18 protein-coding genes, 1 tRNA gene and 1 pseudogene are annotated in these 14,923 nt (G+C 25.7%); all 20 read right to left on the bottom strand.

Going from position 1 to position 14,923, the window contains the following annotated elements; genetic code table 4:
* Positions 1-200: 200 nt before the first annotated feature.
* On the bottom strand, positions 201-404 hold the full coding sequence (locus tag EMELA_RS02005) for a hypothetical protein (protein ID WP_157844549.1): 204 nt from the start codon (positions 402-404) through the stop codon (positions 201-203).
* A gap of 37 nt (positions 405-441) precedes the next feature.
* A complete protein-coding gene (locus tag EMELA_RS04485; protein ID WP_156932110.1) occupies positions 442-600 on the bottom strand; it encodes a hypothetical protein in 159 nt (52 codons plus the stop codon).
* 193 nt (positions 601-793) lie between these two features.
* Entirely contained in the window at positions 794-1,141 is a 348-nt protein-coding gene (locus EMELA_RS02000; protein ID WP_051584600.1) for a hypothetical protein, read from the bottom strand.
* A gap of 281 nt (positions 1,142-1,422) precedes the next feature.
* Positions 1,423-1,614: a hypothetical protein gene (locus tag EMELA_RS01995; protein ID WP_051584601.1), complete on the bottom strand. Its 192-nt coding sequence runs from the start codon at positions 1,612-1,614 to the stop codon at positions 1,423-1,425.
* A gap of 68 nt (positions 1,615-1,682) precedes the next feature.
* Positions 1,683-2,081 (bottom strand): PTS sugar transporter subunit IIA, encoded by a 399-nt coding sequence (locus EMELA_RS01990; protein WP_268875458.1) that lies wholly within the window; start codon positions 2,079-2,081, stop codon positions 1,683-1,685.
* Between the two features lie 13 nt (positions 2,082-2,094).
* Positions 2,095-2,839: pseudogene (gene srlD, locus EMELA_RS05325) on the bottom strand (sorbitol-6-phosphate dehydrogenase).
* Positions 2,840-2,937: 98 nt separating this feature from the next.
* On the bottom strand, positions 2,938-3,105 hold the full coding sequence (locus tag EMELA_RS04825) for a PTS sugar transporter subunit IIB (RefSeq protein ID WP_198407627.1): 168 nt from the start codon (positions 3,103-3,105) through the stop codon (positions 2,938-2,940).
* A 6-nt stretch (positions 3,106-3,111) separates the two neighbouring features.
* Positions 3,112-3,261: a hypothetical protein gene (locus tag EMELA_RS04820; protein WP_198407628.1), complete on the bottom strand. Its 150-nt coding sequence runs from the start codon at positions 3,259-3,261 to the stop codon at positions 3,112-3,114.
* Between the two features lie 23 nt (positions 3,262-3,284).
* On the bottom strand, positions 3,285-3,491 hold the full coding sequence (locus EMELA_RS04815; RefSeq protein ID WP_028124205.1) for a hypothetical protein: 207 nt from the start codon (positions 3,489-3,491) through the stop codon (positions 3,285-3,287).
* Between the two features lie 176 nt (positions 3,492-3,667).
* Positions 3,668-3,856, bottom strand: a complete 189-nt coding sequence (locus EMELA_RS04810; RefSeq protein ID WP_028124206.1) for a hypothetical protein — start codon at positions 3,854-3,856, stop codon at positions 3,668-3,670.
* 99 nt (positions 3,857-3,955) lie between these two features.
* On the bottom strand, positions 3,956-4,333 hold the full coding sequence (locus EMELA_RS04805; protein ID WP_028124207.1) for a hypothetical protein: 378 nt from the start codon (positions 4,331-4,333) through the stop codon (positions 3,956-3,958).
* Positions 4,334-4,609: 276 nt separating this feature from the next.
* Positions 4,610-5,239, bottom strand: a complete 630-nt coding sequence (locus tag EMELA_RS01975; protein WP_028124208.1) for an NAD(P)H-dependent oxidoreductase — start codon at positions 5,237-5,239, stop codon at positions 4,610-4,612.
* Between the two features lie 16 nt (positions 5,240-5,255).
* On the bottom strand, positions 5,256-9,734 hold the full coding sequence (locus tag EMELA_RS01970; RefSeq protein ID WP_028124209.1) for a PolC-type DNA polymerase III: 4,479 nt from the start codon (positions 9,732-9,734) through the stop codon (positions 5,256-5,258).
* A gap of 19 nt (positions 9,735-9,753) precedes the next feature.
* On the bottom strand, positions 9,754-11,025 hold the full coding sequence (rseP, locus tag EMELA_RS01965) for an RIP metalloprotease RseP (RefSeq protein ID WP_028124210.1): 1,272 nt from the start codon (positions 11,023-11,025) through the stop codon (positions 9,754-9,756).
* Between the two features lie 13 nt (positions 11,026-11,038).
* Positions 11,039-12,094, bottom strand: coding sequence for a phosphatidate cytidylyltransferase (locus EMELA_RS01960; protein ID WP_028124211.1), 1,056 nt, complete (start codon positions 12,092-12,094; stop codon positions 11,039-11,041).
* A gap of 73 nt (positions 12,095-12,167) precedes the next feature.
* On the bottom strand, positions 12,168-12,908 hold the full coding sequence (locus EMELA_RS01955) for a DxFTY motif-containing membrane protein (RefSeq protein ID WP_028124212.1): 741 nt from the start codon (positions 12,906-12,908) through the stop codon (positions 12,168-12,170).
* 76 nt (positions 12,909-12,984) lie between these two features.
* Positions 12,985-13,058, bottom strand: a tRNA-Gly gene (locus tag EMELA_RS01950).
* 70 nt (positions 13,059-13,128) lie between these two features.
* Positions 13,129-13,395 (bottom strand): 30S ribosomal protein S15, encoded by a 267-nt coding sequence (rpsO, locus tag EMELA_RS01945; RefSeq protein ID WP_028124213.1) that lies wholly within the window; start codon positions 13,393-13,395, stop codon positions 13,129-13,131.
* Positions 13,396-13,506: 111 nt separating this feature from the next.
* Positions 13,507-14,052, bottom strand: coding sequence for a nucleotidyl transferase family protein (locus tag EMELA_RS01940; RefSeq protein WP_028124214.1), 546 nt, complete (start codon positions 14,050-14,052; stop codon positions 13,507-13,509).
* Entirely contained in the window at positions 14,052-14,912 is an 861-nt protein-coding gene (truB, locus tag EMELA_RS01935; RefSeq protein WP_028124215.1) for a tRNA pseudouridine(55) synthase TruB, read from the bottom strand. Before truB ends, EMELA_RS01940 begins: the two co-directional genes overlap by 1 nt.
* Positions 14,913-14,923 lie beyond the last annotated feature (11 nt).

Raw genomic sequence — 14,923 nt, 5'->3', positions numbered from 1 at the left:
AAATTTTTTGAATTTCAGAAGGTCATTGTATCTGATCAATTATTCATGATTAATAACTTTTAACCATTATATCTAAACTATCATTAAATTGAATAGGAACAATTCTATCAACTATACAGTCAACGAATGTAATATTCAAAAGTATATTATATTTTTTTTAAAAATTAATTTTTAAAAAATCTTGATATCCTATTACCATTTTAACAACATAAAATAATAATTTTTTGTTTTTCACCTATTTGATCAATAATAAACTTTAAATCATCAATAATAAATTTTAAATTATTTTTACCTATTGATGTGGTAATTAAAAATGTGTCTTTTAAAAACTTTTTAAAAGACACATCAGTTTTTATTTCTTTTAATGTTAAAGCACTTATATTAGTTACATTCAATTTTACCAATTCATTTCTCATTTCAGAAAGAACATATTTTTTTTCTTTATTTAAAGAATCAACTTTTTAATCAACTTTTTTTTAATCAACTTTTTTTATTAACATCTAAAAATTTAACTTCTTTTATTTGTTTATTTTTTAGCAATATAGGAGCTATAAATCATCTTCCAATATTACCTGCACCAAAGTGAATAACATTACTCATATGCAAAAACCTCATATATTATTAATTATTTTGCTTTTTGATAATTTTTTGTTACTACCTTTTTTATAAAAAGCATTATATTAATATTATATTTATCTTTCTATGTTTTTATAAATTGCTTTAATTTAATAAATATTATTTTTGTAATTATATGTGAACAGTTTTTTTCATAAAGTTATTCGACTAAAATGTTTTATTTAATTATTTTTTCCTTATTTTTATAAATTATTCAATTAACAAAAATATAATCTAAAGATTGCATTGTAAGTTGAGCCTTAATAGAGTTAATACCTCACAAATTTGACTCTTCGAAAGTAATTGAAATATAATTATCAAATGTTTCTTTAAACTTACACCCTTTATCACCAATGCCCAATAATTTAGTAACACCACTAAGTTTATTTGCTAATTCAAGAATAATTTTATTTGTACCTGAAATAGTGATCAAAATAACAGTGTCATCTTTTGTGATTGTACTTAAATATGTTTCTATTGATATAATGTCAGATTCCGAAATTATATTAACATTTTGTCAACGCATTCTTTGAACAAAGTTTTTTGATATATTGAAAGATAAATTAAACGCAAATAAAAATACTCTTTTGGAGCTACTAAATTACTCCATGAATTTGTCAATATTTTTTGCTTTTAAATAATTAAATTGATTATGAAATGATTGGTTATGAATGGATATATACTTTTGAAAAAACAATTCAGTATTTTCATCTAAACTATTTGACAAATTAACAAAATTACCATCAATAATAATTGATTTTGATATATAAGAAAGTCTTAGTTTTAATTCAGAAAATCCTTTAAGTCCTATCCTAATTTTTCTGCAAATCTTGTAACTTTTGTAGGACTTATTTTGCATTCTCTAGCTATTTTTGTAATAGATATTTTGTCTATTTCTTTAAAATGCTTAAAAAGATATTTAGCGATGCTTGAATTTTCTTTATTTTCATTTTTATCTTTAGATATATCTTCAATTTGTTTTAAAAGTATATGTGTCATAATTTTATTCCAATCTTTAAAAAAGTTTATATATACTTATTTTATAATAATTAATTTTATAAAAATTACTACTCATTATATTCTTTTGTCAATTTTTCAATTTTTTCTAAAGTTGGGTTTTTCAAAATATCATTATAAAAATCTTTATCTATTGAATTTATAGCTATATTTTGGAGCAATTGCATTTGTTTTTCATTTTTAACTGCTATACCAATTAAAATTTGAACTTTATCGTAATCTCACATAATAGGTTTTGCTAAGTGATGAATTACAATTACCAAATTATTTAATTTTTTAATTGCTTCATATGTTCCATGAGGAATTGCTATTGAATAACCAATATTGAATGAAGCCATTTTTTCTCTTTCGTAAATTGATTCAAGATAACTTTCATGAACTCCGAATTCTCTTAAACTTTTAGTAAGTTCTTTAATAGCTTTTGCTTTATTTTTATATTTGTAATTTATTAATTTTTTTTCATTACATTACTTGCCCGCCAGTAATATTTATTGATTGGCTTGTACAATATGATGCTTTTCAGAAATATAAAAAGATAAAATATTAAAAACATCAACAAAACTACATTCTCTTTTTAATGGAACTTTATCTATATAATATTGTTTCACTTCAGACTCTTTTATATTCAACTTAGTAGCATAAGATGGAATTAATGACTCAAACATTTCTGAGTCTAATAAATTTCCCAACATTAGTGAATTAACTCTAATGTTATGCTCAGCTAAATCTAATGCAATACTTTGGGTTAAGCCTACACAACCAAATTTAGTTGCTGAGTAATCTGAATTATATTTTGATCCAACTCTTCCAGATTTAGAATTAATTTGTATAATTGAACCCTGAATATTATTTTTTATCATATTTTTTACTGATTCTTTTGAAGTCAAAAAGTATCCTACTAAATTAATATCTATTGTTTTCATAAATTGATCGTATTTAAAGTCTGTTATTTTTTAGAATTTGCATAACCAGCATTATAAATTAAGACATCAACTTTATTAAAATCATTTTCAATTTTATTAAAAGCATCAATTACAGATTTTTTATTTATTAAATTTGTTAAAATTGTACAAATTTCTGGATGTTCAGTATTCATTTTCTTAATTGCATCCTCATTATTGTATAAAACAATAACATTCTTGCTTTCTTTTAAAAATTCAATTGCTAAAAATTTTCCTAAACTTTTAGCACCGCCAGTTATAACTATATTTTTTTCATTTTTTTATTGATATACTAATTTTAAATTTTGTTCAGATAAAAGATTTTTGTAAAGCTCATCATATACACCAGGGCCCATAAATCTTTTTATTTAATAAATGTATGCATTAGGAGCTTTTTTTGAGCAAATTCTTTAAAATTTGTCATTGTTATAACTACACCATAGTTATCATTTAAATCTTTAACTGTTATATTTGTAACATCAATTTTTAAATTATTTTGTTTAACTCATTTTGCAATTATTAGTGATGCCATGGCACTTTAACCCATTCCAGTTTCACAAGCAACTAGAGTACTTTTTACATTTGCTCAGTTAAGAGATGATTTTTCATTTTGTGAATTTGTTGTGTTACTTGAACTTGTTCCAAATTTAATACCTTCATCAGTTATTTGAAAATTTGATTCACCCAATTCATCATTTCTTTTTTTATTAGTTAATAATAATGCACTCGCAATACCAAATGAAACTCCTGTTCCAACAACAAATATGCTAAAAGATTAATTAAAATTGCATCTAAACCTGGTGATAATGCAATTAATGCAATAATTGAACCTGGACTTAGTGTAGCAATTGTTCCACCGCCCATGTATGATGTAATAAATTGAGCAGATACAACACCACATATAGTTGCAATAAGCATTTTTGGTTTAGATAGAATGAATACAAAGTAAACTTCATGAATTCCACCAATTGTATGTATAACAGCTGAACCAGCAGCATTATATCTACTTTACCTTTTGTAAAAATTACATAAGCCAATAATAAACCTAAACCTGGTTTTTGATTTGATCAAATAAGAAGAAAATATTTCTTGGATTAGCAATACCATGCTGTTTGCATATCAATATGATTGTAACCAATTGGGCCTAAGACACCATTATTTAATGCATTATTTAAAAAACTAACTTTAACAGGTTCAGTAAATATACCCATTAACGGAGCAATTCATTTATTATCTCCAAATAGAGATATTACTTGCATCATAGTTCATGTTATTCCTCACATGATTCAGTCTCATCCAAAGAATGTTACAAGTGCTAAGTGCTAAAAATATTACAAAAATTTCAATACCGAAATTTTTGACCAATATTTCATAACTTTTGTTTATTCTTTTAAGATATAAATCTTCCAATTTTTTAGGAACAATCCTGATAATGGTCTAACAACCATTGCTCCAATAAATTGATTTGGTGAGCCAGAATGTGATACATCGCTCATTTGAATGTGGTTAGCGTAAATTCAATCTGTTCTAACAATTATTCCGAAAATAACAAATGTTGCTAACATTCCACCACAAATCCCATATACTAATCTTCCCCCGTTAAAAGCAATTAGTATTGGCAATATCCATTTAATTTCTGGTTCAATAAGTCTTCCTAGCATTGGAACATCAAATCATCCTAATTTAACATTATTATCAAAATCGTATAAAAACATTGCTGTTCATAAACCTCATGCAAGCAGTACACCAATTGAAGGCATAATCATACCACCATGAAACTACCAATTTTTTGAATTTTAACTTTAAAAGAACTACTTTTTAAACTTTTCTCAGTTTTTAATTCGTTTTCTCTCAAATCTAAACTTTTTTATTCATATAATATCTTATAAATATATTGAATAGCACAAAAAAATAATATTTACAGGTTTTTGTAAATATTTTCATAATAAAAATAAAATTTTTTATATTTTATATTTATTAAGTTACTTTAGAAATGTCTTTACCTTACTTAAAATAAAAAAAGAATCTTACGATTTTTAAAATTCTTTCACAAATTCTTTTAATTCAGTTCTTAATTTATCTCCGCTGACTTTTGTGCTTTTACCAAAGGCCATTGTAATAAATGGTGTTTCATGTTCTTGCATTAATCCTTCTTGAATTAAAATTTCTGATAATGCTTTTGAACTAAAACCACCAATCATACAAGTATCAATATTTAAACTAGCAGCTGCTACAGTAGCAATTCCAGTTGTAATATAAGTTTGTTGACTTGAGTAGCTATCCATTTGTTGATCATTTAAATAACCACTAAATAAAGCTTTATGAATATTCCCCTCATATGTACTTCTAAGTTCTGAATCTTTTTGAAATTTTAAATCAATTGTATGAGTAACAGCAGTTTTTAATCCTTTATGATTAACTCCTAATACAATTACAAATTTTGATGCATTAAGGTAGTTTAATTGGTTATAAAAACATGGTGCTAATTTTTCACGCATTGGTCCTGGATTAACAATTAATAATCTTTGTCCTAAAATACCATATGAAGATGGTGCCATTCTCATTGCTTCAATTACCGCATTAAAATCTGCTTCAGGAATTTGATAATGCGGATCAAAATCTTGTGCACTTCTTCTTTCTGTCATTAATTCAGCTATATTTTTCATTTATACTTCCCTTTCTTTAATTAAAAAAATCAAATTCTAATTGTTCATCTTTAGCTAATGTATCTAAAATATTCAATTCTTCAAAGATTTTTAATTGTGTTTGAGTAATTGTTGTTCTACTTGTTAAATCTTTTACATTAGTTAATGGTCTTTCACTTCTTGCTTTAATAATTGAATCAGCCACTGCTTCACCAAGTGAATCAATAACTAAGAATGGAGGATACAATGTGGCTTCCCCTGTTGTTTCATCTTTTTCAATAATATATTTAAAAGCTTGTGATTTTTCAAAGTTTAAATTAGCCATTTTAATTCCACGACTAAACATCTCTAATCCAATTTCTAAAACTGGCATTAAAGCTAACTCTTTAGTAGTCATTTTATCTTTTTTATTTCTTCTTGTCTCTAATTCTGCTAATTTTTCTTTAACACCTTTATAACCACCTAAAAAGGTTTTTAAATCAAAAGCATCAGCACGGTTAGTTAAGAATGTTGCATAGTATTCTGCAGGGTAATAGATTTTGTATCATGCAATTCGATAAGCCATTAACACATAAGCAGTGGCATGAGCTTTAGGAAACATATATTTAATTTTTAAACATGATTCAATATATCATTCTGGTACATTATGCGCTAACATAATTTCTTTTCATTCTTTTCTTACTCCCTGTCCTTTACGTACAGATTCCATAATTTTAAATGAAGTAGTATCATCAATTCCTTGACCCATTAAATAAACCATAATATCATCACGACAACCAATTACAGTTGAAATGTTTGCAGTATTATTTTTAATTAAATCTCTAGCATTTCCTAATCAAACATCAGTTCCATGTGATAGACCTGAAATTTGTACTAAGTCAGCAAATGTTTTTGGTTTAGTTTCTTTTAACATTGATCTAACAAATCCTGTTCCAAACTCAGGTAATCCGATTGCTCCTGTAGTTTCTCCATTAATTTGCTCTGATTTAATGTTTAAAGCGGATAAATCACTAAATAATGAATATACTTTAGGATCATTAGTTGGAATATTAATTGGATTAACTCCAGTTAAATCTCCAAGCATTCTTAAAGCAGTTGGATCAACGTGTCCTAGAATATCCATTTTTAATAAATTATCATGAATTGAGTGGAAATCAAAGTGTGTTGTTTTTCATGAACTAGTAGCATCATCAGCTGGGAAGTTAACTGGAGAGAAATCTTCAATTTCAAACTCTTTTGGTAAAATAATAATTCCTCCAGGATGTTGACCTGTTGTTCTTTTTACACCTTCAACTAATTTAGCTTGACGTTCAATCTCAATTTTTCTTGGCATTTCTTCTTCAGTAATCCCTGTTTCTTCATAAAATGCTTTTACATATCCAAAGGCTGTTTTTTCAGCAACTGTAGAAATAGTTCCCGCTCTAAATACATTATCTTTACCAAACATTTCTTTAGTAAAGTTATGTGCAATTGGTTGGTATTCACCAGAGAAGTTTAAATCAATATCTGGTACTTTATCTCCATCAAAACCTAAGAAAGTTTCAAATGGAATATCATGTCCATCTCCAATTAATGTAGCATTACAGTTTGGACATTTTTGTTTAGGTAAGTCATATCCACATTTAATATCAATTGGTGTATCAAAATTTGAATATTTACATTCAGCACAACGATAGTGTGCTTTTAATGGGTTAACCTCAGTAATTTTTGAAGCAGTGGCCACAAAACTTGAACCAACACTTCCCCTTGAACCAACAAGATATCCATCATTATTAGATCTTTCTACTAATAAATGAGAAATTCAATAAACAACAGCAAAACCGTGTTTAATAATTGAAGTTAATTCTTTTTCTAAACGTTGTTCTACGATTTCAGGTAATACATCCCCATACATTGCATGAGCTGTTTCATAACATTTGTTTTTTAATAAAGTATCAACATTATCAATTTTTGGTGTAAATAATCCATCTTTAATAACTACAATATTAGCATCAACCATATCAGCTATTTTATTTGTGTTAGTTATAACCATTTCTTTTACTAATTGATCATCATTTAATCAAGCAAACTCTTTTAACATTTCTGTTGTAGTTCTTAAAAATTGATCAGGATAATCTACGGCTTTGTTTTTATTTCTAAAACTGTATAATGAGTGACGACTTCCACCAAGTCCTTTTGCATTAATATAAACATCACGAATTTTTTTCAATTCTGGTCTTGTATAGTGTGCATCACTTGTAGCAACTAACATAATGTTATATTTTTTGGCTAAATTAATAATTTTATGAATTACTTGAATTAACTCATGTTCTTCTAATTGATTATTATTGATTAAGTTTTTATAAACACTTAAAGGTTGAAGTTCAATATAGTCATAGAATTTAATAATTTGTTCAAGTTTGTCATCAGTACCAATTCTAGCAATTTCAAATACTTCAGAGTTAACACAACCTGCTCCAATTAAAAGATTATTTTTTGCTTTAAATTCTGCTAATTTTTCTTTAAATATTTTTGGAGAGTTAAAGAAGTTTTCAGTATGTGAAATTGAAACAAGTTTAAAAAGATCTTTCAGTCCTTGTTGGTTTTTAGCTAAAACATTAACATGCAATCCACGTGATCTTAATAAGTTAGTATTTTCTTTATCATCAGCTGGTTCTAAATTAATAAAATCATGATCATAAACAATTGGTGTTGTTAATTTTAATTCAGCAATGATTTTAAAGAATAAGTCATTTAAAACTTCAGCATCATAATCCCCACGGTGAGCAACATGCTCATCATATAAAATTCCAAGCTTTTTACATACAGCACCAAGTCTGTGTGATTTTAAATCTGGTCTAACTAATCTTGAAAGTGTGAGTGTATCAATAACAGTATTTTTTAATTCACCATAACCTAATCTTTTTGCTAAAACATTTAAGAAGTTAAAGTCGAAATTAGCATTATGAGCAACTAAAATACTATCTTTGATGATTTCATAAATTTTGTCAAAATCTTCTTCAATATTCTTTTTATCAGCAAGCATTTCTTCTGTAATATTAGTTAAATCAATCGTAAATTGCTTTAATTGTGTTTTTGATTTAAATAAAAAGTCATAGCGTGTAGTTTTATCTGTATTTGGATCAAATACAACAGCACCAAATTCAATAATTTCATTGTATTCTGGTGATAAACCAGTTGTTTCTAAATCAAATACAACCATTTTTGATTCTCTGATTTTTTGACCTTTTGGGTTTTTAACAATTCAGTGATCTTCTTTTTGAATCATATTCATTTCAAGACCATATATAAGTTTTAGTTTTTCATCATCTGCTTTGTTTTTATTAATTTTTTTAAGTTCATTATAAGCATCAGGAAAAGTTTGCACGTTAATATGATCAGTTACAGCAATTGCTTTTCAATTTCATTTATCAACCATTTGTAAGTAATCTACAATTGAAGAAACTCCATCCATAGCACTCATTTTAGTATGAACATGTAATTCCACACGTTTTTGTTCAGCATCATCTTTAACCGTTGCTTCTGAATGTGAAATTTTAGCAATCTTTTCAATAATAAAGTTTTGTTCTCTATCAAATTGTGAATATGATGTTTTTCCCTTAACTGCTATTCAATCACCTTTAACAACTCTTTTTAATTTGATTTCAGCTAAACGATCTGAAGCTAATTCTTCTTCAGTTAAAGGATCCATTATTGTTCTTTCATCTTCTTTACCAAAGTAAATACATTTGATTGAAGATTTGTTATCAGTTAAACCAATTGAATAGATTTTACGATTAGTTGCTTTTGAATCTCTAATCTCAATACTCATAACTTTTCCATGTAAAACAATGTTTTGAGCATCTTCTTCAATATCTTCAAATGATTCATAACTTGGTTTATCTAATGATTGATTTCATTTTTGTGAATTTTGTTTTGATATAAAGATACCTTGTGATTTATCAGTATGTTCTGGTGCAAATTGTTTATATTGTTCTTTAGTTTGTTGTTCAATGATTAAAGATTGTTTAACATATTCTTTTGTTCTATCATCAACTTGAATGTCATAGTTAAGTTCTTTAAATCCAAATTGTGTTAATTTTGCTAAACAATAATCCATTTCACATGTTAGTTGATTTTTTAATTCGTTAGAATCAACAATAAATTTGATCAGATTTTCATCTGTATCAAATTCAAAATCTTCTGAATCAATAAAGTTTCAAGTAACTGTTTTATTTTGTGCCTTATTGTTTTTAATAAAATCAATGTACTCACAAAGAATTTCTTTATCTACTCTTTGTTGTTGAACATTTAAGATTAATTTAATTTTAATTCCACTTGCATTAATACATTTAGAATGAATTTCATTTAATACTCTTACTGGTAAGAAGTTTTTAATCCTTAAAGACAATTTAAGTTTAGATTTAGTGGCACTTAGTGCAGTTTTTTCGATAACTGCATGTTCAAAATATGAAAGTTCTCCTTCATTTAAACTAATATCTAATTTTTGAAATAACTCTAAAACTTGATTGTCTAACATATAACTCCTTTAATTTTTAAATAATAATATCTTTAACTGTTACAACAATGATAAACCCTATTAATAAAATTGCCCCTGTTGCATAAATAATTGTTTTAGTTTTTTGACTAACTTCTTTTCTTGTAACTCATTCAACTAATGTTTCTCAGAATTTATAACCATCTAATGGTGGGAATGGAAGAATATTTAACATAAACAGGTTAGCTGAGATTGATGATATATAAAACATTCTACTTGCTTTTAATGAAGTTGTTGGTGCTCCTCCACTTGTTGAAGATTTGGCAATTCCAACTGGACCTGAAATAGCACTAAAATCTCCTGTAAAAAATTTACCAATTCCAACTACTAATGAAAATGCTTGATTTCAAGTTTCAACAAATGTGTATCCAAATTTAGCTCCACCATTTTTAAAGTGTCTATCTGGTGGTGCTATTGCAATACCAGTAATTTGATTTGCTTCTTTTCATAATCTAATAACTTCTTTTGAATTTTTTATTTCAGCAGAAACAGTAGTTATTTCTTTTCCTATAATTTTTCCTGAATAATCATTTTCAAGTTTTACATAACTAAATTTATATAAGATTTTATCTTCATCTTTTGGTTCAATTTCTTTTATATATTTTAATATTTTTGATTTACCTTGATTGAACATCGTTGAAATTTCTTTGTATGTTGGTGCTATATCAGATTTATTGCTAGTTGTAAAAAGATAAAATATCTTTTCACCAATTGTCACATCTCAACCAGTAATAGCGACTTGTAAATCATTAGCAATATACTTATTGAGCTGAGGATCTGGTGTTTTCCCTTCATTTTTAGCAATCATTTGATAAGCAACTGAAGATGTTGAAAAGTTTTGTCCATAAAAATTTGGATCAGTTGGTTTGTAACCAACTCCAAATAATACTGAAAAAATTAAAATGTATGCAACAAATAAATTAATTAATGGTCCAAATAGAATAAATAATGTCTTTTTTCATTTAATTGCATAATCAATCTTACGAGAATCAGGAATTGCTTCAAATTCTTTTTCTCTACCTTTTGGTGGTTCAGCAAAATCACTTGCAATTGATACATAACCACCCAATGGAATCAATCTAACTGAATATCAAGTTTCTTTTGTTTTGATTACAAATAATTTTGGTCCAAAACCAATAGCAAATTCAAATACATAAGTCTTTGATAATTTTGCAACAATGAAATGACCAAGTTCATGAAGTGTAATTAGCACTAAAACAACAATGATTGAAATAAATATAGATAAAATAACCGCCAATACACTTCCCATAAAATCTCCTTTATTAGTTAATCAATGTAAAAAAATACATAAATAAGAACACAAGCATAAATGAATCTAGTCTATCTAAAACTCCACCATGACCAGGTATCAAATTTGAAAAGTCTTTAATATCATTTATTCTTTTAATTAATGAAAAGAATAAATCACCTAATTGACCAATAAATGAAATTAATGCTGCTAGTAGAATATATAACAATATAACTACTCCCTTACCAAGATTATTATCAATATTACTCATGTAATTGCTAAACATAGCATGTGATTTAATAAAAAAGAAGAATAATATAGCAATTAAAACTGAAACTACAAATGCAACTGTAAATCCACCAATTGCGCCTTCTCAACTTTTTTTAGGACTAATAACTGGTGCCATCTTATGTTTACCAAAAGCAACCCCAAAAATATAAGCAAATGTGTCTGTTAAAATAACAATTAATCAAATTCAAGCAGATGTCATGTATCCAAATTTAATACTTGAATAGCTTTGAGCATAATAATCATTTGATAATGATATATAAGTAAACCCTTTTACTCCAAATATAATAATTAAAGTAGTTCCTAAGATCATCACAAGTTTTTTAAATTCAATACCTGAAAGATATCCTGCTCCAAATGATATTCCTAAAAATAAAGTTAAGTAAAGTATCTGCATGTATCATTCTGCTAATTTAGATTTTAAAACTCAGTTCTTATAAATAAATAAATGTTCTAAGTTAGCTATACTTGTTATTGGTGCTAAAAATAATACTAATGCAAGAATTTCTAATATAACAATAAAATACTTACTTTTAACTTTAAGCGACGTTGATAGTTCGTAAATACAAAACATAAGTACTGCAACAGAAAGAACTAGCATTATTATTCCTAATACTTGACTTGCAATTTGAGCTGTTTTTTCATTTTTTAAATGAACCCATAACTCTTCACTTAATACTGCTGTACAAAGAAATGCAATTAGTAAGATAACTAGAATAATACTTGATGAGAATCTTATTAAAAAGTTATTATTCTTAAGATTTCAAATTCTATTCTTTTTGGAATCAATTTTATTAGTCATAAGTTTCCTTTCTTTGTAAAATACAATTACATTAATTTTAACAAATATTAAGTTTATTTTAATTTAAATAAGACTATTTTTTATTGTTTTTTTTCTGATGTTTTTTTTCTTCTTTTTGATTTAATTTAATAGATTTCTTATTTAAGAGTTCATCCTCTTTTTTATTTTTTAATTCCAAAGCTATTTTTTCATTTAATTCTTCTTTAAATTTATTCAGTTCTTCTACTTCTTGAACCTTTTTTAATTTGTATTTTTCAGCTCTTTCTAATCTAATTCTTTTTATTAAAGGAATTTTTTTACAATTTTTATATGCTTCTAATAAAAGTTGATCTTCTTCTTCAATTTTAAATCTAAGATTTCTTATTAACATTGTTCCTAGTGTTCCAATGAAAATCCCAATTAGTGCAAAAATGACTAAAAATATAATTTTTAAGAATATTGCAAATCAACCAATTGATAATTTATCAATTCAAATGCTATTACAGATAAATCCTGTTAAACATAAACCAATAGCAATTGTAAAAGTAAAGCTATCTTCTTTTTGTCACTTCAAAAGATATGTAATAAAGTTAATTCCTAAGGAAATTAAGATATAGCCAATACAAATAATTGTTAAAAGAAATTCTTTTAAAGGTAGATCATTATAAAAGTTATGATATTTAGCAGTATTTCATGTACTACCAATCAAAATTCAAATTATTACATAAGGTAAAACAACAAATAAAATTTCAAAACTAAAACTTATTCAAATGTTTGTTCTTTCAAGATCAAATTCCCTTGTTTTATTTCAATCTATTTTTTTTGTATTAGTCATTTAATTCACCTTTTTTTCTATTTTTAATTATATCAAAAAAATAAAAAAACAACCCTTGGGTTGTTTGACTTTTTAATGGAGCAGGTGAAGGGAATCGAACCCTCACAGTCAGCTTGGAAGGCTGAAGTTCTACCATTAAACTACACCTGCATTTTTAGACACATAGTTATAATATAAAAATTAAATCTATGTGTCAATATTTTTAAATTAAATTTTGAAATTATTTTCTTAATCCTAATTTAGCAATAATTTCTTTATATCTGTTAACGTCTTTTTTAATTAAGAAGTCTAGTAAATGTCTTCTTTGAGCAACTTTTTTTAATAAAGTTCTTCTTGTAGGAACATCTTTTTTGTGTTCTTTTAAGTGCTCTGTCATGTTAGCAATATCTTCTGTTAATAAAGCAATTTGAACTTCAGCTAAACCTGTATTTGCGTCACTTCCACCAAATTCTTTAATAATTTCAGCTTTTCTTTCTTTTGAAATCATAATTGTCTCCCTTTCATGTTGATTTTTAGTGTTTCATCAAAGGTGTATTCATGGGAGCGAATAGCATCTTCGGTGAACAATCACTTTTTATATTATAGACTTTTAAAAATATTATTTCAATAAATTGATATCAACTTCTAATTCTTTTTCAACTTCATCAATTTTATATTTTTCTATTAATTTTTTTATTTTAGATGTTGAAACAGATAAATCTCTTTCAAAAATAAAAATATTATCAATTCCAAAACTTTCAATTAAATAATTAATATCTCCTGCTTTTTGATATCCAAATCTAAAATCGCTTCCTTCAACCATTTTAATAACTTTTAGTTTATCTTTTAAAATTTGTACAAATGCTTCTTTTGAAGTATTTATTAATTGCTCATCTACATAAAGAATGATCAATTTATCGATATTAAAGTTTTCTTTAATATATGCTATTTTCTTTTCTTCTTGAATTAATGTTTCTGCTGATTTAGTAGGCTTATGATTAAAAGTTATTACAATTGATGACAAATCAAATTGTTTAGCTAATTCAGCAGTTTTGGCTATTATCAATTTGTGATATTTATGTAATGCATCAAACATTCCAACAGTTACGCAAGAATTTTTATTAAGTTCTTCAATATGATGTATTGTTGTTTTTACAATTTCCATTAAATGTTTAAACCTCCACGTCTACATTTAAAAGTATTTTCTTTTTCTCTTTCATAACACGCAATCAATTCTTTTTTTGTATTTGAAATAAATACTAAATCACTTTCTGTTGTTAATTTGATTTTTTTACCATGTTCAATATTTAATGTTTCTGCTAATTCAATAATTACAAAGTCGGCCATTTTCATTGCATCAAACATATTAATAATATGTTCATTATTGCATTCATCAATTGTCAATGCATCTTGTAATTTAAAATTTCCTGATTCAATTCTATTTAAACGTGTGACATGAGCTATAGTATTTAATTCTTTTGCAATATCAACTACTAAACTTCTTATATATGTTCCTTTTGAACAATATACTGTCATTGATATCTCATCATTTGAGTAATCATTCAGTGTTAATGAATTAATTGTAATTTCTCTCTTATTAATTTTAACTACTTGATTCTCACGTGCATATTCATAAAGTTTTTTACCATCTAATTTTATTGCTGAATAGATTGGTGGTTCTTGATCATAAGTTAATCCATTAAATTTTGAAATAACTTCTTCAACACTAGTTTTTAATATTTCAAATTTATCTTGTTCTTCAATTATTTGGCCATCACTATCATAAGTATCTGTAGCCTGAAATAATTTCATTGTAACTTCATATGCTTTGTTTTCATTTAAAAAGTAGTCACTTAATTTTGTTCCACCATTAACTAAACAAATTACTACACCTGTTGCTAATGGATCCAAAGTTCCTGCATGCCCTATTTTTTTTATATTCAACTTTCTTTTAATTTTTTGAATTAAATGATTTGTTGATAAACCTGATGGTTTATTTAAAATTATTATTCCTGATTTATTCATATTATTAATTT

Source organism: Mesoplasma melaleucae (assembly GCF_002804105.1).
Taxonomy (GTDB): Bacteria; Bacillota_I; Bacilli_A; order Mycoplasmatales; family Mycoplasmataceae; genus Mesoplasma; species Mesoplasma melaleucae.
The sequence above is the reverse complement of the archived record's forward strand: the minus strand, read 5'-3'. Positions and strand labels throughout refer to the sequence as shown.